This window comes from Brevundimonas sp. EU05-FHT14B07, from assembly GCF_058790795.1.
On record NZ_JBYTCZ010000002.1, the window covers coordinates 274,077 to 295,081 of the forward strand.

Consider the following 21,005-nt stretch of genomic DNA (forward strand, 5'->3'; position numbering starts at 1 on the left):
GGGCATCGATCTGAACCCCATTCCTCTTCGCCGCCGCACGACGCCACGCGCGTGCGGCGTCCCATGCCATCTGCGAGCCCGCCATGATCGAATCCACTCTGCCCGTCCGCCCCGACATCTTCCTCAGCGCCCAAGACCACGACACCCTGTCGCGCCTGGTCGGCGACATGCCCGGCGACGGCGTGGCGGGAATGCTTCAGGAGGAACTGGAGCGCGCAGTCATCTGTGAAGCGGGCGACCTTCCCAAGGGCGCCGTGCCCCTGAACCGTTGGCTGCACTATATCGACGGCCGCGCGTCCGATCCGCGCCGCATCCAGATCGTCCTGCCCGCAGACGCCGACATCGATGCGGGCAAGGTTTCGGTCCTGTCCCACGTCGGTGCGGGCCTGATCGGCCTGGCCGAGGGCCACACCATCGCCTGGACCGACCCCTCCGGCGCCGCGCGCAGCCTGACGCCGGTCATGGTCGAGGATCCGGAAATCCTTGGCGGCGACTAGCGCCCGATCAGACCGCCCAGCGCCTCCAGATAGGCGGCGAAGGCCTTGCGGCCGGGGGGGGTGATGGACACGCGGGTCAGGGGCTTGTTGTTCACGAAGCTCTTGGCCACGGCGACGTATCCCGCTTCCTCCAGCTTCTTGATGTGGACCGACAGATTGCCCTGCGTCGCCTCCAGCACCGTCTTCAGCTCGGTGAAGTCGGCGGCCTCGGCGTCGGCCAGATAGACCATGATCCCCAGCCGCATCCGGCCGTGGATGACCTCGTCGATCTTGCCGAGCGCGTCCAGTCCCATGGATCAGTCGGCGTCCGCATCGACGACGCGGGCCTTAAGCGCTGCACGCGTCATGATCCAGCCCGGCCCCGCGAACAGCACGAACAGGGCGAGGGTGCAGACGTAGAGATAGATCACCGCGTCGCGCACCAGCACGCCCAGCGCGACCGCCGTGAGCCAGCCGCCCAACGACGTCGCCAGCATCCATGGCTTCTTCTTCAGACTGTAGGCCACGAACCAGGCCGCCGACTGAAGCGCGAAGATCATCGCCGGATAGTAGAGCCAGACCGCGAAGTCCTGATCGCGGCGCGCCCCCACGCCGAACACGATGATGATCGCCAGATTGGCCATGCCCGCGCCGCTGAAGGCCGCATTCAGGGTGCGCGTGACGATGGGGCCGGCCGTGCCCGTCTTGCGGTCCTCACGCACGGCCCAGGTCAGGACGATAAGGAAGGCCACCGTGATGGCGACCACGAAGCTGAGATTTCCCAGCGGCGGCCAGCGCACGACGCCCCACACCTGACCGATATGGAACAGGCATTGCAGACCGTAGAGCAGACCGCCCGCCAGATAGGCGACACCCAGCGTCAGGGTCGCCTTGGGATTATTGCCGCCCTGAACAATGGCCTTCATGAAGGCCAGGTCGGCCTCGGGGCCGGTGCGGGACTTGTCGGACATCGCTGTGTAATTCCTGTGCGACGGGCGCGTCCCTCGGATGGACGCCGCTGGAAGGGTTTGCAAATTATTCGGCGGGGACCAGGGCAGGCGCAGGTCGGTTGCGCCACGGCATGCGCCGGCCATTCAGCCACCGCCCCATGAAACTGTGACGGATCAGCAGTTCGTAGGACGCCAGGCACACGGCGAAGACGCCCGCCGACACGCCGATCAGCTTCACCCACCACGGCCCGGCCCAGTCCTGCACCCAGACCTGGGCCAGCATGACCAGCGGCAGATGCACGATATAGATCCAGTAGGAGGCGTCGGACAGGTAGCGTCGAACCGGACTGTGGCCCGAAGCGAATCGCAGGCACAGGCCCATGGCCGCCAAGGCCGAGGCATAGACGGCGACCGCCGTGACGGCGGCGGCCAGGGCCTTGCCGGCCGTCGGCTCGCCCATCGGCGCGATGCTCGGTCCGCCCGCCAGCACATAGGCCGCGACGCCCGAAACCAACGCCACGCTCAGGAACAGCGGCGACCCCTTGGCGATACGGCCCAACAAATCTCTCCGCCGGTCCAGCACGAAGCCCAGGCCGAAGGCAAGGCCGAATCCAACCAGGGCGGAGGTGTTCGGGATCACGCCCGCGTCCGGCGTCGGCACGGCGAAGAAGGCGATCCACGTTGGATCCAGCCACAGCGCCAGGGCGAGCGGAGCGGCAAGCACGGCAGGCGTCCACGGGCCGATTAGCGCGCCGGTGATCCTGTCCACGACCGGACCCGCTCGCCCCGCGCGATCCAGCATGCCGAGCACGGCCCGCACGATCAGGACGACGGCGTAGAACAGCGTCAGCACCCATAGAAACCACAGGTGGGTCAGCGGAAAGTTGGTCCAGTCATAGGTCGGCGGAGGCGGCGGCGGCGCGCCGGGCGTCACCAGGCCATTGGCATGAGCGTTCCAGACCAGGGCCGTGACGATCCCAGCCATCACCGGAAGCCAGAAGACCGCCAGCGGCCCGGCGATCCGCACCACCCGATCCTTGGCGAAGGCGATCCAGCCCCGCCGCGCCAGCATCCTATGGGCGAACAAGCCCGCGATGAGGAAGAAGGCCGTCATGCGAAACAGATGGATGGCGAAGAACAGCCAGGCGGCTCCGATCGACCGGCTGTCGTCCGCCACGATCCAGATCTGCTGCGGAAAGAAGGACAGGCTGGCGTGAAGCACCACCCCCAGCAGCAGCGCCCCAGCGCGCAACGCATCCAGCCCGTGCAGGCGCTCCACCTGCTCTGTTCGCGATATCAACATGACGTCCCTCCCACAATTGAGACAGCCATATCTCACAGACAGGTTTGAATTTCAAACTTGTTCGTCACAATGCTTTGTGTGGGCAGTGGGTCAGCCAGACGCCCAAAGAAAAAACCCGCCGGGAGATCGCTCTCCCGGCGGGTTCGTCTTCAGATCAGGCCTGGGTTTAGTGGACCGTCGGCACGCTGGTCGCGGCCGGCGCGGCGACCGGGACCTCGATGTCCGTGCCGTCCGACACCGGCGTCACCGGCACCGAGACCGAAGGCCCGGCGTTGGGGAAGTTGTTCTCGTCACGGTTCGGCGCGACGCCCTTCTCCAGCAGATCCTTGATCTCCTCACCCGACAGGGTCTCGTATTCCAGCAGGGCCTGAGACAGTTTCTCGTGGTCCTCGGCCTTGGTCGTCAGGATCGTGCGCGCCTCGTCCCAGCCCGAGGTCACCAGGCGACGGACTTCCTCGTCGATGGTGCGCGCCGTCTCTTCGGAGATGTTCTGGCTGCGGGCGACCGAGTGGCCCAGGAAGACCTCTTCCTGGTTCTCGCCGTAGGCCACCGTGCCCAGCTTATCCGAGAAGCCCCAGCGGGTGACCATGGCGCGGGCCAGCTTGGTCGCCTGTTCGATATCCGAGCTGGCGCCCGAGGTGATGTTTTCCGGCCCGAAGATCAGTTCCTCGGCGACGCGACCGCCCGCCATGATGGCGATCCGGTCGATCATCTGCTGATACTTCATCGAATAGCGGTCGCCTTCCGGCAACTGCATCACCATGCCCAGCGCCCGGCCGCGCGGGACGATGGTCGCCTTGTGCACCGGGTCGGCCATCTTGACGTTCATGGCGACGATGGCGTGACCGGCCTCGTGATAGGCGGTCAGGCGCTTTTCTTCCTCGTTCATCGCCATAGAGCGACGTTCCGAGCCCATCAGCACCTTGTCCTTGGCGTCTTCGAAGTCGCGGTGGGTGACCATGCGACGGTCCTTGCGCGCCGCCGTCAGGGCCGCCTCGTTGACCAGATTGGCCAGGTCGGCGCCCGAGAAGCCGGGCGTGCCGCGCGCGATCGTCTTGACGTTGACGTCGGCGGCCAGGGGCACATCCTTCATGTGGACGCGCAGGATGCGTTCGCGGCCGGAGACGTCGGGGTTCGGCACCACCACCTGACGGTCGAACCGGCCGGGACGCAGCAGGGCCGGGTCCAGCACGTCGGGACGGTTGGTCGCGGCGATCAGGATGATGTTCTCGGACGCCTCGAAGCCGTCCATCTCGACCAGCAGCTGGTTCAGCGTCTGTTCGCGCTCGTCATTGCCGCCGCCGAGACCCGCGCCGCGGTGGCGACCGACAGCGTCGATTTCGTCGATGAAGATGATGCAGGGCGCATTCTTCTTGGCCTGTTCGAACATGTCGCGCACGCGGCTGGCGCCGACGCCGACGAACATCTCGACGAAGTCCGAACCCGAGATCGAGAAGAAGGGCACGCCCGCCTCGCCCGCGACCGCGCGCGCCAGCAGCGTCTTGCCGGTGCCGGGAGGGCCGACCAGCAGGGCGCCCTTGGGGATCTTGCCGCCCAGACGCTGGAACTTGCCCGGATCCTTCAGGAAGTCGACCACCTCCTGCAGTTCGTCCTTGGCCTCGTCCACGCCGGCGACGTCGTCGAAGGTCTTACGTCCCTTGTGCTCGGTCAGCAGCTTGGCCTTGGACTTGCCGAAGCCCATGGCGCCCTTCGCCCCGCCCTGCATCTGGCGCATGAAGAAGATCCACACCCCGATCAGCAGCGCGATCGGCAGGATGCCCAGCAGCAGGCTCATCCAGATCGACTGGCCGCCCGACTTGGCGTCGATCTCGACGTTGGCGGCCAGCATCTGGGCCACCAGCTGTTCGTTCGGATAGACGGTGGTGGAGGTGAAGCGTTCGCCGTTCTTCAGCTCGCCGTTCACCTTGTCCAGGCGGATGGTCACCTGTTTGACCTCGCCCGCGTTCACGCGCTGCACCAGCTGGGAATAGCTGATGGCCTCGGGCTTGCCGGCCGGCTGGCCCGTCACGCCGTTCATGGCGCCGCCCTGCGACAGCGCCGCATAGCCCGCCAGCAACGCCAGAATGATCACGCCGGTGATCGCCAGATTACGCAGGTTCATTGAGGTCCTCGGTCGTCCGCGACCCCGGTGGGATCGACGGTCTGGATGTGTCTGTCTGGGAAAATAGGGGCTTAATCAGCGTTACGCTATCGGGTGGCGGAAATCAGGTCGTCTTCGTGCGTCGTTTCGTCCAGCGCCAGCCTGAGCCGTTCCGCGACAAGGCCGCGCCGTTCGACCCCTTCGCCTGCAAGAACCGGGGCCGCCGCGTCGTCCCTGATCAACACAGGCCAGGCCCCGCGCGTCGCCGCCGGCAGCCGATTGATCTCGGCCCTGTCGGCGTCCGACAGGCTGGCCAACCGCCCCCTCGCCGAAACCACAGACCAGCCGGGACGATCGGCGCAGAAGACGAACCGCCCGTCCCAAACCGTCTCGACGCCGGGCGTCAGCGCCAGCGGCGAAATGTCTCGTCTGCGCAGCTCGCCGGCCTCGCGCATCAGCCGCGCCGTCGCGCCGACAGCCTCGATGCGCGCCCCGCACAGGGTCGCCGCGAAATCCTCACCCGCCTTCAGCCGCGCCATCAGGGCTTCCAACCGCGCACCCCGGGGCGGCGTCGATCCGCCGCCGACGCAGACCAGAGCCGCCGCCAGCGCCCGCGCGCCCACGTCCCGGTCCACACGCACCATGGCCTCGCCCTCGATCATCGGCCGCGCCCCGGTTTTCGACGGCGCCTGATCGATCAACCGGGGCGTCGCGCCCGCCAGCGCCTGCCGCGCCCGGCTGCGGCCGAAACGGGGATCGGCATTGGCCGGGTCCTCGATCCAGTCCGCCCCTTGCCCCGCCAGCCAGTCCCGCAACCCCGCCCGCCGCTCGCCCAGCAGCGGCCGCAACAGCATCAGGCCTCGACCCTCGGGCCAGGCCGGCGACGGCGACCATTCGCGCACCCGTCCCAGCGTCGAGCCTTCGCTGCGCATCAGATCGGCCTCGGCGATGTCGTCGGCGGTTTGGGCGAACAGGACGACCGATGCCCCCGCCTCGCGCGCCGCATCCGCAATCAAACCATGCCGAGCCGCCCGCGCCGCCGCCGTCAGCCCGGTCGCGGGCTTGTCTCCGCCCCAACTCAACCCGCGCCAGTCGGCTCCGGCGTCCCGCGCCGCCCCGGCCGCAAAGTCGGTCCAGCGGCCGCTGTCCGCATTCAGCCGATGATCGACGGTCAGGGCCAGCACCGAACGCCCGCGCGTCCGCGCCCAGTCTGTCGTCAGCCGCAACAGGGCGATGGAATCTCCGCCTCCCGACAGGGCCAGCGCCAGCGGCCGGCCCGTGTCCCGCGTCAGTCGCGCATCCAGCCGCGCGAATGCTCGCGCCGTCAGATCGTCCCCAATCGCTGGGCTGGGCGTCAGGCGCAGGAACCCGTCGTCTTCAGCTGGGCCGCCCGCGCCTTCTGCGGATCAGAGGCGGCGGGCGCATAGCGGCGCGTGAACTCAGCCAGGGCCGCGCACCCTTGCGGCTTCCTCTGCGTCGCGAACAGGGCGTCGGCCAGTTTCAGCGTCGTATCCGCCGCCCAACCAATGCGCGGCCAGTCCTTCAGCGCGGCGGCGTAATAGGGCACCGCCCCAGCCTTGTCGTTCGCCGCCACCCGCAGGTCGCCCAGGCGCGAGTTGGCCTCACGCGACTGCGGCGTATCGGGCCAGGCCGCGATCACCGTTTCCAGCGCCCGCTCGCCGCGCGGCTTGTCGGTCGCCAACAGGGCCACCGCCGCCGCCAGGTCGCGGGTCGCATCGCCGGTGGGCGAAGTCGCCTCGATCGGCGCATTCAGTTCGGCCTGGGTTTCCAGCTTCTGCAACCGGCCCTCGGCGTCGGCCAGACGCGTCTTCAGCGTCTCGTTCTCGCGGGTGGCCTCGTCCAGCTGGAAGGTCAGCCGCTCGTTGTCGCCGTTGATCCGGCGCACCGTGGCCTCCAGGTCGCCCAGGCGTCGGTCCATCAGGGCGAACTGCCCCTGCAGCGTCACCACCTCGGGGTCCGGCTCGACCAGAACGGGCTGGCCGACGGCGTTCCTCTGGGTCAGCGCCCGCTCCAGACGGCGCACATTGCGGTCCAGCTGGTCCAGGCGGCGATTGTCCCACTCGGTCCGCTCCATGATGTTGGGCTGGGCCTGCTGGGCGACCGCGCCGCCTCCGATCAGGACAACCCCAAGGGCGGCGGCGGCGAGGAGATGAACGCGAGATATCGAGAGCTTGGTCATGCGTCTAGCTTTCACCGATTTGGGGCCGCCGCAAGGCCGAGCTAGTGGCCGAGACCCAGATAGACGATGGCCGTGACGAACAGGCCGACCACGATGTTGCAGAACACCAACAGCGCGATCGTCCGCCACAGGGCCGAGAACCAGGACAGCGAATAGGCGCCCTTCATCTGGGCGAACACATGAACGGGAACGGCCAGCAGCCCCAGCGGAATGACGATGCCGCCCAGCCACCCGGCGATCGTCGCCGACAGCACCATCAGCATCAGCAGCATGGCCATGAAGGTCAGCGAATACAGAACGAACACCCCGTGGTCGTACAGGGTGAAGCCGCGCTTCCACAGGAACAGCAGGGCCACGAACGGGATGGACAAGGGCACCAGAAGGAAGGCGAACTTGTACATCGTCTGCTGCAACTTATAGAGCGCCAGGTCCGGGTTCTGCAGCTTCTTCAGCACGGTGGCGCCGACGCCGTGGCCTTCCTTCTCGGCGTCCTTGCCCATGACCTTCAACTTGGTCTCGCCGCTCTCGCCGGTCGCCATGTCCTTGATGCTGGCCTGCCAGCTGCCGGGCTTCAGACCGTCGGCGCGGCCGTCGCGCTGCTCGATCTCCAGCCGGGCCAGGGCCGCGCGGCGGTCGTCGACCAGCTTTTGTCCGGCGTTGATCGCCATCTGCATCGTCGGGTCCGGCTGGGCGCCGCTTTCGGCCCGCATCTGGACCAGGGCCTTTTCGGCCTCGGCCAGGCCGACGCGCTGAGACGCGATCCGTTCGCTCATCTCCGCCGCCTCGCCGGTCCTGGATTCCGGATGCGGCATGAAGCTGAGCGCGAAGAACATCACGAACAGGGTGAACAGGAAGATCGCCAGCGGCGAGACGAAGCGCGTGCGTTTGCCCTCGACCCACTCGCGCGTCAGCTTTCCGGGGTTCACCCACAGCAGCGGCAGGGTGCGCCAGATCCGGGCGTCGAAATGCATGACCCCGTGCAGCAACTCTTCGCCCAGGTGCAGCAGGCTGCGATGGACATGGGTCGGCTGGCCGCAGTTGGCGCAGAAGTTTCCGCTGGTGTCGGCCCCGCAGTCGGAACAGACGCCGTGGGCGTGGGCCTCGCCGGCCTTGCCCGTCGGCTTTTCAATCGCGCCTGCGACCAGTCCGGCCGTGACGACGGCGCCCGCCCCTTCGATATCCATTCGCTGATCCCCCGATCCCTGTGACGACGTATCTGCCGCCCGCCCGGCGTCAGGACAAGCGCGGAAGCGAAAAGAGGCGCCGACCCTGCGGCCGGCGCCTCCTTCAGATCAGCCGATCAGCCGGTCGTCAGCGCGGCGCGCCCGAGACGATGGCGGTGTGGGCGTTGCGGTTGCGGGCGAAGGCGTCCTCGTTCGAACCCTCCGCGATCGGCCGCTCCTTGCCGAAGCTGATGGTGTCGATCCGGCCGGCCGGAATGCCCCGGTTGATCAGATAGGTGCGCACCGATTCCGCACGGCGGGCGCCCAGCGCCAGATTGTATTCACGCGTACCGCGTTCGTCGGCGTTGCCTTCGATGCGGACCGTCACGGACGGATAGCGCTGCAGCCACTGAGCCTGGGCGTCCAGGCGCGGCATGGCCTCAGGACGGACCTCATAGGAGTCCAGGTCAAAGTAGATGCGGTCGCCAACGTTGACGACGAAGTCCTGTTCGGTGCCCGGCGCGGCCGAACCCATGTTTCCGCCGGTTACCGGACCGGTCGGCGCGGTCGGATAGGCCGGACCCGTCGGTTGCGTCGTCCCGTCGTTCGGACCGGGCACGCCGGTCTCGACCGGGGGCTTTCGGGTGCAGGCGGCCATGGCGGCGACGGCGCAGCCGACCATCGCCAGTTTGAGAATGCGGGAAGTCTTCATGGGGTCGTCTCCTGACGTATCGTTTCTGGCAAGGGGCGGGCCTCAAGCTTGGCTTTACTGTCTGCCTCGGGCGATTTTTCGACGCTAGAGGCGATAACGCACAGTTGAGCTTTAAGGCTCCGACGGTGTCGGTGCGGCGTCTAGGCGGGGCAGCTGTCGGCGCCCTGGTTCACGCCCAGATTGCTCGGGCCGCGGTCCAGCAGCGGCGACCAGGCCGGGTCGGTCCCGCGCCCGTTATAGCCCGCCTGCGACACCACGCGCCCCGACAGGTCCACGGTCCACAGACGCGTGTCCCCGCCCGGCGTCTGGCGCGCAAACATCACGTATCGGCCATTCGGCGCCCAGTTCGGGCCTTCCTCGAAATAGCTGGACGACAGGATGCGCTCGCCCGAACCGTCGGCGTTCATCACCCCGGTCGAGAACCGGCCGCCGCCCTGTTTGGTGAAGGCGATCAGATTGCCGGTCGGGCTCCAGGACGGGGCGGTATAGATGCCGCCGCCGCGCGAGATCGGTCGTTGGCCCGATCCGTCCGACCGCATGACATAAAGGCGCGCCGAACCCGAGCGGTCCGAGGTGAAGACGATCTGGCTGCCGTCCGGGCTAAAGGACGGCGAGGTGTCGATACCGGGGTCGCTGGTCAGGCGCGTGATCTGGCGGCTGCGCAGGTCCATCACATAGACGTCGGTATTGCCGCCCCGGATGATCGAAAACGCGATCTTGTTGCCGTCGTTGGAGAAGCGCGGCGCCAGCACCTGACCGTCAAACTCGCCCAGGCTCTCGCGCCGGCCCGTCGTCAGATTATACAGGTAGATGCGGCTGTAGTCCTTGCCCAGCGCCACATAGGTGATCTCGTCCGGCTGCGACAGCGAGAAGCGCGGCGACATGATCACCTCGTCGCCCTGCGTCAGATAGGTCGGATTGAACCCGTCCTGGTCGGCGATGGTCAGGCGGTTGATCCGGTTCAGCTGCGTGCCCTCCTCGGACACGAAGATCACGCGGGAATCGAAGAAGCCGGCCTCGCCGGTCATGCGCTGATAGATGACATCGGAAATCTTGTGCGCGATCCGGCGCCATTGCTCCTGGGTCGCGGTGAACTGATAGCTGACCAGCTGGCACTGGCGGTAGGGATCATACAGGCGGAAGCCCACGTCCAGCCGCCCGTCTCCCCGCGTCGTCACCCCGCCATACAGAACCGCCTGCGCGCCGATCTGGGTCCACTGCGGAAAGTTCGGCGCATTGGCGAGCGTCAGGCCGGTCTCGATGAAGCTGGACGGGTTCAGCGGCTCGAAGAAGCCCGACCGCTTCAGATTGGCGCTGACCACATTGGAGATGTCCGACCCGTGCGTTCCGGCGAACGGCACGACCGCGATCTGAAGGGGACGCAGCACGCCCTGATCGATCTCGACCTCGACTGGCTGGTTCTGCTGAGGCGTCTGCGCCGCCGTCGTCAGAGGAGCCGCCATCGCGACAGCCGCCACGGAGGCCAGAAGAAGGTTCAGACGCATCAGATGCTCCCATAAGTCTCGAAGGATCGCCGCCCCTTATCGCCGGGCCGTTCGATTTTCGCCAGCTTCACGGGGAATGGGGCGACATTCGGGACGGGAGCGATCATTGATGCGTGATGCGTGATGCATTATCTTACAGCCATGCGCACTACACTCGCCATCGACGACGACGTGCTGAACGCCGCACGGGCCATCGCGGTTCAGACCCGAACCTCTGTGGGCGAAGTCATTTCCGATCTCGCGCGCCGCTCGATCACACAGGCCAAGCCGGACACGTCGCCCGAGTTCCGCAACGGTATTCGTCTCCTGCCGCACCGCAAGGGCGCTGTGGTGACGACTGAACAGATCAACGCTCTGCGCGATGAGCTGCCTTGATCGCGCTTTTGGACGTCAGCGTCCTGATCGCATTGATCGATCCAGCCCATACCGAGCATCTCACCGCCCACGCCTGGTTCGCAAATGAGCATCAGGCTGGTTGGGCGACCTGCCCGCTGACCGAAAACGGCGCGCTTCGAGTCCTCAGCAATCCGAAATATCCGAACTCGCCGGGCGCGCCTGCGCAGGTGTTGCCCGCGCTTCATTCCTTGCTGAGCCAACCCGGCCATGTGTTCTGGCCCGACGACATCAGCCTGCTGGGCGACCGTTTGATCGCGCAGGATCGCCTGCTCACCTCGGGCCAGTTGACGGATACCTATCTGCTGGCCTTAGCCGTCTCGAACGGCGGGCGGCTGGCCACGTTCGACCGACGCCTGGCGCCCGACGCGGTGAAGGGCGGCAAGGCTGCCCTGCATCTCATAACGGCCTGACGCTCACCGATTGCGGCACGCCCGTTCGGTGTTGAAAGTCGGGCGATAGACGCCGCCGGGGAAGCCCTGCGGCACGTCGAACGGCGCGGTCTGGCGCAGGGCGCGCAGGGCGCCGTCGGCGGCGGCCCGATAGACGTTCGATGACTGGGCGTTGATCAGGCTGGGCCCGCGCGTGATCCGCCCGTCGGCCGACAGGGTCAGCTCGACCTGGATGCGCAGCTGGTCCGCGCCGGGGATGTCGCAGGGCAGAATCCAGTTCGGATAGACCTGATTGAAGATGGCCGTGATCTGCGGGCCCGTGGCCTGGGACGCCGTCCCTGCCCCCTGCTGCCCCGTCGCCGGGCGGCCGCGATTGTTGGTCGGGCGCGTCGGTCCGGCCAGGGCGTCCAGGTCCAGGCTCGGCTCGGTGCGCTGGGGCGCCGGGCGGGCGGGTGCGGGCGTCGCCGGGCGGGGGGTCGGCTGGGCCTTGGTCGGCGGCGCAGGCGTCGGCGGCTGGGGTCGAGGCGTCGGACGCGGCGGCGTCGGGGTCGGCGTGGGCTTCGGCGTCGGCGTCGGGGCCGGGCGCGGCGGCGTGGGCCGCGGCGGCGTCGGGGTCGGGCGCGGCTGGGGTTGCGGCGGCGTCGGCTCGGGCGTCGGCGGAACGGGATCGGGCTGCTGCACCGGGGCGGTCGCCGCGTCGTCGGGCGAGGGTTCGGGCTGCGGATTGTCCGCCGGCGCCGCCTGGATCACCTCCTCCGAGACGATGGTCACCGGCACCGAGGCGACCAGCGGCGTCTCGTCCTCGTCCGTCTTGTGCGACACCATCACGAAGGCGAGCGCGACCACCCCGGCGTGCAGGGCGAGCGATCCGAGGATGGCGGGGCTCGGCCGACGCAAAGGATTCAGGCCTCCGGCGCCGTGTCGGTGATCAGGTTCAGCTTGGTGAAGCCCGAGGCGCTCAACCGCGCCATGACCCGCGCCACCGCCTGATAGGGGGCGCGCCCGTCGGCCCGCACGAACACCGGCCGCTCGGCCGCCTTGTCGGCGCCGCCCGCCTCGGTCAACAGGCGCGTGGACAGGGCGTCGAACGCCGTCTCGCTGTCGCCGACGAAGATCGCGCCCTGCTGGTCGATGCTGACCGACAGGGGTTCGGACTTGATCTCGACCGCGCTGGCCTCGGTCTTGGGCAGCTCAACCGGCACGCCCACCGTGAGCAGGGGCGCCGAGATCATGAAGATGATCAGCAGCACCAGCATCACGTCCACCAGGGGCGTGACGTTGATCTCGGTCAGAGGCCCTTTACGCCCCCTGCGCCCTCGACGCCCGCCGCCGCTCGCACCACCGCCCAGGGCCATGGCTCAGACGCCCCGCTTCAGGCTGAGGTCGCTGGACGGCGGGGGCGGAGGCGGCGGGGCCGATGGGCTGCCCAGGCGGCGCGCCACGGCGGCCTGCAGATCGTCGGCGAAGGCCTCCAGCCGGCCGACGAACTTGCCCGCGTCGATCGAGAACTTGTTGTAGGCGATATAGGCCGGGATGGCCGCCGCCAGGCCGATGGCCGTGGCGAACAAGGCTTCGGCGATGGCCGGGGCCACCGTCGTCAGATTGGTGTTGCCCGCCGCCGCGATCCGCCCGAACGCATTCATGATGCCCCACACGGTGCCGAACAGGCCGATGAAGGGCGAGGCGGTGGCCACCACCGACAGCACGCCCAGGCCGTTCTCGATCCGCTGCCCCTCGCGCGAGATCAGGCTGTTCATCGCCTTGTCGATCCGCACCAGCAGCAGGTCGCCCTGATGCTCGTTCAGCGCCCCGCGTTGACGCGCCTCGCGCCAGTCCGACAGGGCGATCACCAGCATGCGCGGCAGGGCGTGGTCCGGCTCGGGTCCGGCCTGGGACGCCACCTCTTCCAGCGACCGGCCGGACTGAACCGACTTTTCGAACTCGTCGGCGCGCTTGTTCAGCGCCGTAAACCGAACCGCCTTGTCGATGATGATGGTCCACGACCAGATCGAGGCCGCCGCCAGCCCGATCATCACGCTCTTGACCACCCAGTCGGCGGTCATGAACAGCTCGACCGGGTTCATCATCGCGGCGTCGACAGGCGTGGTCATTCAGGCGCTCCGGGCGGAATCGAGATCGTCACGTCCCCTCTTCGACCGAGCGGGCGTGACCATTGTGTGGCGTCCGGCCCGTTTAGCCCCGACCCGTCCGCCCGTCATCTGACAGGCGCGTCATAAGGGTTAACAGCAGGTTACTCGGAAGCCGGCCGCCGCGCGTTCGGATCGACCGCGACAGAGACCGGGGCGCCGACGCTGATGATAACGCCCTCGTGGCCTTCCTTGGCGATGGAATAGGTGGCGGCGTCCTTCAGCAGTTGCTCCTCGCACTGGCGATCGCCCGCCCGGCCCAGTTCGGCGCAGCCGCGCTTGGCCGCATCGGTCCAGCCCAAGACCCGGCGCGTCGCCGCCTCGGCCCTTTTGATCGCCGCCTCGTCTTCTGCAGCAGCCTGCGCGATCAGGGCCTGGCGCGCGCCCTGCTGATATTGCAGCTCGGCCTGGCCCGCCATCTTGCGCTCCCAGACCTTGTAATAGGGACAGCCCACCAGCCCGCCGCCGATCAACAGCACGAACAGCAGGATCGTGACGATCACCGCGCTGGCGGACATCTTGTAGGTTTCTGCGGCCATGACGTTTTCCCCCTCGTTGGCGCGATTCTAGTCGCCGGTTCCACTGGCCGCCAGCCACGGCGTGACCTTCTCGACCAGACCCTTCGACGGCCGTCGCGGCCGCCCGTCCAGATGAATGCACACCGCCGTCACCTCGGCCCGGCACAACACCTCGCCGGCCCGCTCCACGCTCTGGCGAATGATCAGCCGCACGCCCTTCACCTGCTCGTAGACGGTGCGCACCACCAGGGCGTCGTCGATCCGCGCCGGTTTCAGATATTTGATGTTCAACTCCGACACCACGAAGGCCAACGGCTCGGCCTCCTCCAGAAGGTCGGCGTGCCCCACCCCGATGGCGCGCAGGAAATCGGACCGCCCTCGCTCGAAATATCGCACATAGTTGGCGTGATAGACCAGGCCGGTGAAATCGGTGTCCTCGTAATACACGCGCACCGGCAACAGGTGATCGGGCCCCTCGAAACGGCCGGCTGTGGGTTGGTCAATGGTCATGGACGGACTTTAGCGCACCACCTGCGATCCCGGCCTCTCCAAAAATCCGGGGCAGTAGCTTTGGCGCATTTCGCGAAACTCGGTCGGCAGGGGGTCGTCGCTGAACAGGATGCGGTTGGGGATGGAGACGAAGCCCACCGCCGGCCCGCCGGCGGCGCGCCCGACATAGCCGCATACCGATCGCCTTTGCCCGTTCTCGGCGTAGCGCAGCTCGGCGCCGCGCCCCGCCTGGGTGCGGATCTGGCGCATCACCCGCGCGTCGGCCGGCTCGGGCGACGGGGTGTTCGACGGCTGCATCAGCACCCAGACGCCGACCGCGCACAGGGCCAGAACCAGCGCAGCCGAAATCACCAGACGCTGCTGAAGCGGACTACGATGGCGCATCACCCTCATGCGGCGGGCGCATCCAGGGTGAAGTCCAGCGGCGTGTCGGAGGCGGGCAGGCAGGTCAGATCCACCGGGTTGGACGGATCACGCAGGAAATCGCGCGCCATCTTGCGCGTGCAGGGGCTGGCGTTGATGACGCCGTGGGTCGCATTGGTCACGATCACCACCTGGCTGTTCGCATAGCCCTTGGCGGCGGCCTCGGTCAGCGGCGGCGGGCAGCCTGGATCGATCTCGGCGGCGACGAACAGGGTCGGGATGTCGGTCTGGACGGGCAGATTCTCGATCGGCAGCGCCGGCCGTTCACCCACCGCCGCGCAGACGTCGAACAGCCGCGACAGCGACGGGACCAGCACCTCGGCGACCGGATCGCCCGCCGCCCCGGCCGCCAGCCGCGCCTTGGATTCGAACGGCAGTTCTTCCTTGCACAGATGGGCCATGTGCTGGCCCTCGAAATAGTAGGTGCGGTCCTCGGCGATCTCCGCGACCGGCGTCAGGTCCCCGGCGATGATCTTGTCCAGATCGACCGGCAGGCTGCGCACGCCCGTCGCGCTATAGGTCGTGTCCATGAGGAAGGCCGACAGGTCGTCGACGTTGAAGGTGCGCCCATCCTTGCCCGTCACCGGACCGGCCAGCCATTTGTTTGCCTCGGCCTCGAACCGCGCCTGAAGGTCCGGATGTTGCGCCGCGCAGGCCGCCTGGGCCGCGCATTTGGCCAGGATGATCTTCACCGCCGCCGACACCTGTTCGGGCGTGCCGACGGCCCAGTTGCCCTCAGGCGGCCAAGGGCTGTCCATCACGGCGGCGCGCACGATCTGGGGCTGGTGGGTGATGACCGCCGCCTCGATGCGCGGGCCGTACGATCCGCCCCACAGGTCGATCTTGGTCAGACCCAGGGCCTGGACCATGTCTTTCACATCGTCGGCGATGGCGGCGGCGTTGTACTGGTTCAGGTCGATCCCTTGCGCCTGATAGCCCTTCAGACAGGCGATCAGCCCGTCGCGATCCTTGTCGGACGGCGGCCCCGCATCGGTCAGTTCGACGCCCGGGCAGTCCATCGACGGTTGGCTCGCCCCGCCGCCGCGCTGGTCGAACAGGATCACGTCCTGATCCACCGCAAAGGCCTCCGGATTGCGACGAAGCGCCGCCAGCATCCGCCCCGCCCCCGGCGTCAGGGCCCCGCCCGGCCCGCCGTGGAACATCACCATCGGCGGCAGCGCCTGGCCTACGGCGTTCTTGTAGGGCGCGCTGGCCTTGAAGATGACCATTGCGATGTCGATGCGCCGGTCGCTGACCGAGCCGTCGCGCGCCTCGTCCACCGTCAGGGTCCCGCACCGCACCTCGCGCAGGCCCGTCGGCCAATCACTGGGACAGGCCTTGTCGGTGAAGACGGGGGCCTCTGCTCGCGCAGGCGGCGCCAGACCGGTCAGGGCGGCCGCAAACGCCATCACGGCCAGGGTTCGCAGGATCATGGGACGAAGGCTCCGGTTCGCCCCAAGCAAACCCCCGCCCGCCCCGCTTGGCAACGCCTATTCGAACAGGTCGCCCGGCACCGGTCCAGCGGCGGGTTGCGCCGGCGCGCTGAGGCCGAGATGCGCATAGGCCTTGGCGCAGGCCATGCGGCCGCGCGGGGTGCGCATGATGAAGCCCTGTTGCAGCAGATAGGGTTCGATCACGTCCTCGACCGCGTCGCGCGCCTCGGCGATGGCGGCCGCCAGGGTGTCCATCCCGACCGGCCCGCCGCCATAGTTTTCAATCAGCGCCTTCAGGAAGCGCCGGTCCAGGCTGTCCAGCCCGGCCTCGTCCACCTCCAGCCGCGCCAGCGCCCGCGCCGCCACCAGTTTCGAGATCGTCTCGGCCCCTTCCGCCGAGGCGAAATCCCGCACCCGGCGCAGCAGACGCCCGGCGATGCGCGGCGTGCCGCGCGCCCGCGACGCGATCTCTCGCGCGCCGGCCTCGTCGATGGCTGCGCCCATTTTGCGCGCCGTGCCGCGCACCACAGCCGTCAGTTCGTCGGGGGTGTAGAACTCCAGTCGCAGCGGAATGCCGAACCGGTCCCTGAGCGGCGTGGCCAACAGGCCCGCCCGCGTCGTCGCCCCCACCAGCGTGAATGGCGCCAGGTCGATCCGCACCGAACGCGCCGACGGCCCCTCGCCGATGATCAGGTCCAGCACATGGTCCTCCATGGCCGGATACAGGATCTCCTCGACCTGGGGGCTTAAGCGGTGGATCTCGTCGATGAACAGGACGTCGCGCGGCTCGAGGTTGGTCAGGATCGCCGCCAGATCGCCCGCCTTGGCCAGGATCGGCCCGGAGGTCGCCCGGAACCCCACGCCCAGCTCGCGCGACACGATCTGCGCCAGCGTCGTCTTGCCCAGTCCCGGCGGTCCGAACAGCAGCACATGGTCCAGCGCCTCGGCCCGGCCGCGCGCCGCATCGATGAAGACCTTCAGATTGCCCTTGGCCTGCGACTGGCCGACGAACTCCGACAACGTCTGCGGCCGCAGCGCGCGGTCAAAGGATTCGCCGGTCTCGGCCTCGGGGGAGATGACGCGGGTCATGTCGATGCGGCTCTCATCGGCCCAACTCCTGCAGCGCCGCGCGGATCACCGCCGACAGCTCCGCCTCTTCGCCCAAACGGATCAACGCCTGATCCACGGCCCGGCGCGCATTGACCTCGGCGACGCCCAGCCCAAGCAGGGCCGACACCGCCTCGCCGGTGATGGACGGAACGGGCGGTGCGATCTCGACGTGCATGCCGGGTGCGACAGGCGCAAAACCGACATCGCCCAAGGGCTTGCCCTTCAGCTCGGTCACGATCCGCAGCGCCAGCTTCGGCCCCACGCCGTTGGCCCGCGCCACCGCCGCCTTGTCCTCGCGCGCCACCGCCGACGCCAGTTCGCCGGGCGGCAGGACGTCCAGCACCGCCAGCGCCGCCTTGGGCCCCACGCCCTGAATGGCCAGCAGGGTCGTGAAGGCCCGCCGCTCATCGCGCGTCAGAAATCCATACAGGCGCGGCCCCGCATCCTCGCTCCACTGCGAATGGACGTGCACCGTCGCCTCGTCGCCCGGCGCCGGCAGTCGCCCCAGCGTCCGCGCCCCGCACGACACGACATAGCCCACGCCGGCGCAGTCGATCAGGCATTCCGCCTCGCCGACCTCCGCCAGCACGCCTCTCAACCGCCCGATCACGCCGCCCCCCGGTGCATCGCTTCCAGCAGGGACCGCTTCCTGAGTTGCGCATGGGTGATCGCGACGGCCAGGGCGTCGGCCGCATCCGCCTTCACCTCGCCCGCGGTCGGCAGCAGCCGTTTGACCATGAAGGCGATCTGGCTCTTGTCCGCATGGCCCGCGCCCACCACCGCCTTCTTGATCAGGTTCGGCGAATATTCCGCCACCGTCAGACCGGCCTTGGCCGGCGCCAGCATGACCGCCGCCCGCGCATGACCCAGCTTCAGCGTCGAGGACGGGTTCACATTGACGAACACCTCTTCCACCGCCGCCTCCTCGCAGCCGTGGTCGGCGCAGATCGTCCCCAGCGCCTCGAACAGATGCAGCAGCCGCTCGCTGAACGGCGCGGTCTCGGGCGGGGCCACCACCCCGTGCGCCACCCACCTCAGGCGCGCGCCATCCGACACGACGACCCCCCAGCCGGTGCGTCGCAGACCGGGGTCCAGGCCGATGATTCTGACAGGTTCGTTCGCCATCCGTTCCCCTCATGCCGCAAAGAGGGTTATCGGGCAATGAACGGTTTCAGTCGTCGCGCGGGTCCAGGCTGTAAGCGACCACGCCCGGTATGGCGCACAGCTGTTCCGCCAGCCGCTTCAGCTGGCTTTCCTCGGCAGCCTTCAATCGCCAGGTCCGTCGAACGGTCTGTCCATCGATCAGCTCGAACCGGTCGTGTCGCGCGTCCGCATCGATGGCTTTCAGCGCCGCCTCGATCGCCGGCTCCGGCGACGCCTCGCGCCGCTCCCAACACACTTCGGCGTCCATCACCGTGCGCGCGGGCAACCGCCCATTGATCAGCCTGAGCCCAATCAGGATCAGCGCCGTGACCACCGTCGCCGCCGTCCCCAGCGCATAGAGGCCTGCCCCGAACAGAATGCCGATCGCCGATGTGATCCACAGCGACGCCGCCGTGGTCAGCCCGTGGATCGAAAATCCGGTGCGGAAGATCACGCCTGCGCACAAGAACCCGATCCCCGTCAGCACGCCGTGCGCCATCCGCGTCGGGTCTGTGACGATGTTCTCGTCGGGCAGGGCGCGGAACGCCCAGTCGGCCTGCGACATGGCCGCCAGCATCAGCAGGGCCGACGCCAGGCTGACCAGGATGTGCGTTCTGAGGCCCGCCGCCCGGCCCCGCCATTCGCGCTCGAAGCCGATGACCCCGCCCGCGATCACCGCGCCGAGGATCGGCAGGACGGCGCCTTCCAGACTACCCAGATTCATCCGCGCTCAACGACGGGGCGAGCGCGGATGTTCCTTGGACGGACGATGCTGCGACATCGTGGTCACAGCGACCGCTTCAGCCGTGCTTTTCGATATAGGTCTCGGGGTCCTTGTTCACCGGCTTGACGCCGGTGATGTACTCGGCCTCGAAGGCGGCGAACTGGACCGCCAGCTCATGGCGCGTCTCGACGTCGGCGTTCATGCGGAAGTCGGTCAGCCCCTGCCGCTCTTCCTCGCCCATGTGTTTGGAGTTGACGACGTTGGCCTCGCCCACGGCGTCGAACCAGGCCTTGGTGCCGACCTTGTGCTTTTCCACCGCCTTGACCGCGTCGCGCAGCTTGTTGTGGTCCTCGATGGCGTCTTCGGTCTCGCCCTCGACCGTGCCGTCCTCGGCGTCGTTGGCGCCCTCGCCCTGCTTCAGCAGCTCGGGATAGAAGAAACGCTCCTCGGCCTCGGCGTGCACATCCAGGAACGCCGACAACCGCGACCAGACGGCGCTCAGCGCATCGGTGTCCTTGGGGTCGATCTGTTCGATGATCGCAAACAGCCGACGCTGTTCGGCATGGTCGTCGAGGATCAGCTGGGTGATGTCCATAGGGGGCTCCGGGCGTAACGGTGAAGCCTCGTTACGCCCGGCGCACGACCCGGTTCCGTGCGAACGACTCGCGGTCGTTCGGGATCAGCCCGCGTACTTGGCCGCGTCCTCGTCGGAGATGTCCTCGTTCGAATAGACCGCCGACACGTCGTCCTCGGTGTCCAGCGCGTCCAGCAGCTTGAACAGTGTGCCGACGGCCTCGCCGGTCACCGGCACTTCGGACTGCGGCTTCCACACGATGGCGGTGGACTTGGGATCGCCCAGCACCTTGGACATGGCCTCGGCGACGTCGTTCAGGTCCTCGAAGGCGGTCCAGATCGTGTGGCCCGGCGCGTCCTCGTAGATGTCGGGCTTGACCAGGTCGCTCTCGACGTCCTGGGCGCCGGCCTCGATGGCGGCCTCCATCACGGCGTCTTCCGAACCGGCCTCGGCGGCGTAGGTGATCTTGCCCACCTTGTCCCACATGAAGGCGACCGAGTTCATCTCGCTCAGCGCGCCGCCGTTCTTCTTGAAGGCCGCGCCGATGTTGGACGCCGCGCGATTGCGGTTGTCGGTCAAAGCTTCGACGATGATGCCCACGCCGCCCGGACCCCGGCCCTCGTAGCGGACCTCTTCCATCGTATCGACGTCGCCGCCGGCGGCCTTGTTGATGGCGCGCTGGATCACGTCCTTGGGTAGGCTTTCGGCCTTGGCGTTGTTGACCGCCAGGCGCAGGCGCGGGTTCGCCGCCGGATCCGGCAGGCCCGACTTGGCCGCCACGGTGATGTCGCGCGACAGTTTGGAGAACAGCTTGGAGCGCTGCGCATCGGCGCGCCCCTTGCGGTGCATGATGTTCTTGAATTTCGAGTGGCCGGCCATGGGATCGTCTTTGAGCGTTCTGAACCTGAGCCGCGCCTCCTAAACGAAGAGCGGCATCCTGTCACGATACGCCGATCGGGGGCGACAGGGGTGGAACCTGTACAGTTTGGGCGTATTGATCCGGGCAAGACAGACGGAGCGTAAAGCCATGACCGCAGACGACACCATCTATGAAGCCGAAGGCTATATGGACGAGGACCTGCACGAGGCCGACATTGTCGAGTGGTACGAAGCCCGCCCGGTCACCGTCTCCACCGCCGTCGCCACCGGCGCCATCGTCACCGCCTTCACCCTGGGCGCCCTGACCGCCGTCGGCGCCCTGTTCCTGATCGGCCGTCTGGACGACTGA

Annotated in this window: 26 protein-coding genes; 4 read left to right on the forward strand and 22 right to left on the reverse strand. The window is 68.0% G+C overall.

Features of this window, described 5'->3' with window-relative positions; genetic code table 11:
• Nucleotides 1–83 precede the first annotated feature (83 nt).
• On the forward strand, nt 84–497 hold the full coding sequence (locus AC3WRC_RS05435; RefSeq protein WP_492303164.1) for a GreA/GreB family elongation factor: 414 nt from the start codon (nt 84–86) through the stop codon (nt 495–497).
• On the opposite strand, the gene AC3WRC_RS05440 is transcribed toward AC3WRC_RS05435, so the two are convergent.
• The 9 genes from AC3WRC_RS05440 to tolB form a co-directional block, all read right to left on the reverse strand.
• Nucleotides 494–790: a winged helix-turn-helix domain-containing protein gene (locus AC3WRC_RS05440; protein WP_492303165.1), complete on the reverse strand. Its 297-nt coding sequence runs from the start codon at nt 788–790 to the stop codon at nt 494–496. The two genes, AC3WRC_RS05435 and AC3WRC_RS05440, sit on opposite strands and share 4 nt — an antisense overlap.
• 3 nt (nt 791–793) lie before the next feature.
• Nucleotides 794–1,447 (reverse strand): hypothetical protein, encoded by a 654-nt coding sequence (locus tag AC3WRC_RS05445; protein ID WP_492303166.1) that lies wholly within the window; start codon nt 1,445–1,447, stop codon nt 794–796.
• 64 nt (nt 1,448–1,511) lie between these two features.
• Nucleotides 1,512–2,729: an acyltransferase family protein gene (locus tag AC3WRC_RS05450; protein ID WP_492303167.1), complete on the reverse strand. Its 1,218-nt coding sequence runs from the start codon at nt 2,727–2,729 to the stop codon at nt 1,512–1,514.
• Nucleotides 2,730–2,895: 166 nt separating this feature from the next.
• Complete coding sequence (gene ftsH / locus AC3WRC_RS05455; RefSeq protein WP_055753954.1) at nt 2,896–4,851, reverse strand: ATP-dependent zinc metalloprotease FtsH; 1,956 nt, start codon at nt 4,849–4,851, stop codon at nt 2,896–2,898.
• Nucleotides 4,852–4,937: 86 nt separating this feature from the next.
• Nucleotides 4,938–6,194 carry a PP-loop family protein gene (locus tag AC3WRC_RS05460; protein WP_492303468.1) on the reverse strand — a complete coding sequence of 419 codons (1,257 nt, stop codon included), beginning with the start codon at nt 6,192–6,194 and terminating at the stop codon, nt 4,938–4,940.
• Nucleotides 6,185–7,030 (reverse strand): tol-pal system YbgF family protein, encoded by an 846-nt coding sequence (locus AC3WRC_RS05465; protein ID WP_039246159.1) that lies wholly within the window; start codon nt 7,028–7,030, stop codon nt 6,185–6,187. Before AC3WRC_RS05465 ends, AC3WRC_RS05460 begins: the two co-directional genes overlap by 10 nt.
• Before the next feature lie 41 nt (nt 7,031–7,071).
• Complete coding sequence (locus tag AC3WRC_RS05470; RefSeq protein WP_492303168.1) at nt 7,072–8,214, reverse strand: DUF3667 domain-containing protein; 1,143 nt, start codon at nt 8,212–8,214, stop codon at nt 7,072–7,074.
• A gap of 127 nt (nt 8,215–8,341) precedes the next feature.
• Entirely contained in the window at nt 8,342–8,905 is a 564-nt protein-coding gene (gene pal / locus AC3WRC_RS05475; protein ID WP_039246161.1) for a peptidoglycan-associated lipoprotein Pal, read from the reverse strand.
• Nucleotides 8,906–9,045: 140 nt separating this feature from the next.
• The gene (gene tolB, locus AC3WRC_RS05480) at nt 9,046–10,410 is read right to left on the reverse strand and encodes a Tol-Pal system beta propeller repeat protein TolB (RefSeq protein ID WP_112861281.1); all 1,365 of its coding nucleotides are present in this window, start codon (nt 10,408–10,410) and stop codon (nt 9,046–9,048) included.
• A 141-nt stretch (nt 10,411–10,551) separates the two neighbouring features.
• Between tolB and AC3WRC_RS05485 the strand changes: the two genes are divergently transcribed.
• Together AC3WRC_RS05485 and AC3WRC_RS05490 are read left to right on the forward strand one after the other, a co-directional pair.
• A complete protein-coding gene (locus AC3WRC_RS05485; protein ID WP_017506756.1) occupies nt 10,552–10,785 on the forward strand; it encodes a hypothetical protein in 234 nt (77 codons plus the stop codon).
• Nucleotides 10,782–11,216 (forward strand): TA system VapC family ribonuclease toxin, encoded by a 435-nt coding sequence (locus AC3WRC_RS05490; RefSeq protein WP_492303169.1) that lies wholly within the window; start codon nt 10,782–10,784, stop codon nt 11,214–11,216. Before AC3WRC_RS05485 ends, AC3WRC_RS05490 begins: the two co-directional genes overlap by 4 nt.
• 3 nt (nt 11,217–11,219) lie before the next feature.
• Here the strand turns inward: AC3WRC_RS05490 and AC3WRC_RS05495 are convergent, their stop codons facing one another.
• The 13 genes from AC3WRC_RS05495 to AC3WRC_RS05555 all read right to left on the reverse strand — a co-directional run bounded on the left by AC3WRC_RS05495 (nt 11,220) and on the right by AC3WRC_RS05555 (nt 20,656).
• On the reverse strand, nt 11,220–12,092 hold the full coding sequence (locus AC3WRC_RS05495) for a hypothetical protein (protein WP_492303170.1): 873 nt from the start codon (nt 12,090–12,092) through the stop codon (nt 11,220–11,222).
• 5 nt (nt 12,093–12,097) lie between these two features.
• Nucleotides 12,098–12,550: an ExbD/TolR family protein gene (locus tag AC3WRC_RS05500; protein ID WP_066554427.1), complete on the reverse strand. Its 453-nt coding sequence runs from the start codon at nt 12,548–12,550 to the stop codon at nt 12,098–12,100.
• A 3-nt stretch (nt 12,551–12,553) separates the two neighbouring features.
• Nucleotides 12,554–13,306 (reverse strand): protein TolQ, encoded by a 753-nt coding sequence (tolQ, locus tag AC3WRC_RS05505; protein ID WP_055753946.1) that lies wholly within the window; start codon nt 13,304–13,306, stop codon nt 12,554–12,556.
• A 140-nt stretch (nt 13,307–13,446) separates the two neighbouring features.
• Entirely contained in the window at nt 13,447–13,881 is a 435-nt protein-coding gene (locus AC3WRC_RS05510) for a hypothetical protein (protein ID WP_066626800.1), read from the reverse strand.
• A gap of 27 nt (nt 13,882–13,908) precedes the next feature.
• Nucleotides 13,909–14,370, reverse strand: a complete 462-nt coding sequence (gene ybgC, locus AC3WRC_RS05515) for a tol-pal system-associated acyl-CoA thioesterase (RefSeq protein WP_492303171.1) — start codon at nt 14,368–14,370, stop codon at nt 13,909–13,911.
• A 9-nt stretch (nt 14,371–14,379) separates the two neighbouring features.
• Entirely contained in the window at nt 14,380–14,754 is a 375-nt protein-coding gene (locus AC3WRC_RS05520) for a hypothetical protein (RefSeq protein ID WP_492303172.1), read from the reverse strand.
• Between the two features lie 5 nt (nt 14,755–14,759).
• A complete protein-coding gene (locus AC3WRC_RS05525) occupies nt 14,760–16,226 on the reverse strand; it encodes an alpha/beta hydrolase (RefSeq protein ID WP_492303173.1) in 1,467 nt (488 codons plus the stop codon).
• A 57-nt stretch (nt 16,227–16,283) separates the two neighbouring features.
• Entirely contained in the window at nt 16,284–17,315 is a 1,032-nt protein-coding gene (gene ruvB / locus AC3WRC_RS05530) for a Holliday junction branch migration DNA helicase RuvB (protein WP_017506438.1), read from the reverse strand.
• A gap of 13 nt (nt 17,316–17,328) precedes the next feature.
• The gene (gene ruvA, locus AC3WRC_RS05535; RefSeq protein ID WP_026108607.1) at nt 17,329–17,946 is read right to left on the reverse strand and encodes a Holliday junction branch migration protein RuvA; all 618 of its coding nucleotides are present in this window, start codon (nt 17,944–17,946) and stop codon (nt 17,329–17,331) included.
• On the reverse strand, nt 17,943–18,461 hold the full coding sequence (gene ruvC / locus AC3WRC_RS05540; RefSeq protein ID WP_492303174.1) for a crossover junction endodeoxyribonuclease RuvC: 519 nt from the start codon (nt 18,459–18,461) through the stop codon (nt 17,943–17,945). The genes ruvA and ruvC overlap by 4 nt, the downstream gene beginning before the upstream one ends.
• Before the next feature lie 46 nt (nt 18,462–18,507).
• The gene (locus AC3WRC_RS05545; protein WP_492303175.1) at nt 18,508–19,203 is read right to left on the reverse strand and encodes an MgtC/SapB family protein; all 696 of its coding nucleotides are present in this window, start codon (nt 19,201–19,203) and stop codon (nt 18,508–18,510) included.
• Nucleotides 19,204–19,279: 76 nt separating this feature from the next.
• Nucleotides 19,280–19,798 (reverse strand): hemerythrin domain-containing protein, encoded by a 519-nt coding sequence (locus AC3WRC_RS05550; RefSeq protein WP_292076432.1) that lies wholly within the window; start codon nt 19,796–19,798, stop codon nt 19,280–19,282.
• 84 nt (nt 19,799–19,882) lie between these two features.
• A complete protein-coding gene (locus tag AC3WRC_RS05555; protein WP_492303176.1) occupies nt 19,883–20,656 on the reverse strand; it encodes a YebC/PmpR family DNA-binding transcriptional regulator in 774 nt (257 codons plus the stop codon).
• A gap of 148 nt (nt 20,657–20,804) precedes the next feature.
• On the opposite strand from AC3WRC_RS05555, the gene AC3WRC_RS05560 reads away from it, so the two are divergent.
• Nucleotides 20,805–21,005, forward strand: coding sequence for a hypothetical protein (locus AC3WRC_RS05560; RefSeq protein ID WP_055753936.1), 201 nt, complete (start codon nt 20,805–20,807; stop codon nt 21,003–21,005).

Bases quoted from the DNA above. Each gene is read 5' to 3' on its own strand.
- AC3WRC_RS05510 (WP_066626800.1), bottom strand. From the start codon at position 13,881: ATGGCCGCAGAAACCTACAAGATGTCCGCCAGCGCGGTGATCGTCACG.
- AC3WRC_RS05470 (WP_492303168.1), bottom strand. From the start codon at position 8,214: ATGGATATCGAAGGGGCGGGCGCCGTCGTCACGGCCGGACTGGTCGCA.
- ybgC (WP_492303171.1), bottom strand. From the start codon at position 14,370: ATGACCATTGACCAACCCACAGCCGGCCGTTTCGAGGGGCCCGATCAC.
- AC3WRC_RS05520 (WP_492303172.1), bottom strand. From the start codon at position 14,754: ATGCGCCATCGTAGTCCGCTTCAGCAGCGTCTGGTGATTTCGGCTGCG.
- tolB (WP_112861281.1), bottom strand. From the start codon at position 10,410: ATGCGTCTGAACCTTCTTCTGGCCTCCGTGGCGGCTGTCGCGATGGCG.
- AC3WRC_RS05485 (WP_017506756.1), top strand. From the start codon at position 10,552: ATGCGCACTACACTCGCCATCGACGACGACGTGCTGAACGCCGCACGG.
- AC3WRC_RS05435 (WP_492303164.1), top strand. From the start codon at position 84: ATGATCGAATCCACTCTGCCCGTCCGCCCCGACATCTTCCTCAGCGCC.
- AC3WRC_RS05440 (WP_492303165.1), bottom strand. From the start codon at position 790: ATGGGACTGGACGCGCTCGGCAAGATCGACGAGGTCATCCACGGCCGG.
- AC3WRC_RS05545 (WP_492303175.1), bottom strand. From the start codon at position 19,203: ATGAATCTGGGTAGTCTGGAAGGCGCCGTCCTGCCGATCCTCGGCGCG.
- ruvB (WP_017506438.1), bottom strand. From the start codon at position 17,315: ATGACCCGCGTCATCTCCCCCGAGGCCGAGACCGGCGAATCCTTTGAC.
- ftsH (WP_055753954.1), bottom strand. From the start codon at position 4,851: ATGAACCTGCGTAATCTGGCGATCACCGGCGTGATCATTCTGGCGTTG.
- pal (WP_039246161.1), bottom strand. From the start codon at position 8,905: ATGAAGACTTCCCGCATTCTCAAACTGGCGATGGTCGGCTGCGCCGTC.
- AC3WRC_RS05465 (WP_039246159.1), bottom strand. From the start codon at position 7,030: ATGACCAAGCTCTCGATATCTCGCGTTCATCTCCTCGCCGCCGCCGCC.
- AC3WRC_RS05525 (WP_492303173.1), bottom strand. From the start codon at position 16,226: ATGATCCTGCGAACCCTGGCCGTGATGGCGTTTGCGGCCGCCCTGACC.
- AC3WRC_RS05560 (WP_055753936.1), top strand. From the start codon at position 20,805: ATGACCGCAGACGACACCATCTATGAAGCCGAAGGCTATATGGACGAG.
- AC3WRC_RS05550 (WP_292076432.1), bottom strand. From the start codon at position 19,798: ATGGACATCACCCAGCTGATCCTCGACGACCATGCCGAACAGCGTCGG.
- AC3WRC_RS05445 (WP_492303166.1), bottom strand. From the start codon at position 1,447: ATGTCCGACAAGTCCCGCACCGGCCCCGAGGCCGACCTGGCCTTCATG.
- tolQ (WP_055753946.1), bottom strand. From the start codon at position 13,306: ATGACCACGCCTGTCGACGCCGCGATGATGAACCCGGTCGAGCTGTTC.
- AC3WRC_RS05450 (WP_492303167.1), bottom strand. From the start codon at position 2,729: ATGTTGATATCGCGAACAGAGCAGGTGGAGCGCCTGCACGGGCTGGAT.
- AC3WRC_RS05500 (WP_066554427.1), bottom strand. From the start codon at position 12,550: ATGGCCCTGGGCGGTGGTGCGAGCGGCGGCGGGCGTCGAGGGCGCAGG.
- AC3WRC_RS05555 (WP_492303176.1), bottom strand. From the start codon at position 20,656: ATGGCCGGCCACTCGAAATTCAAGAACATCATGCACCGCAAGGGGCGC.
- ruvC (WP_492303174.1), bottom strand. From the start codon at position 18,461: ATGGCGAACGAACCTGTCAGAATCATCGGCCTGGACCCCGGTCTGCGA.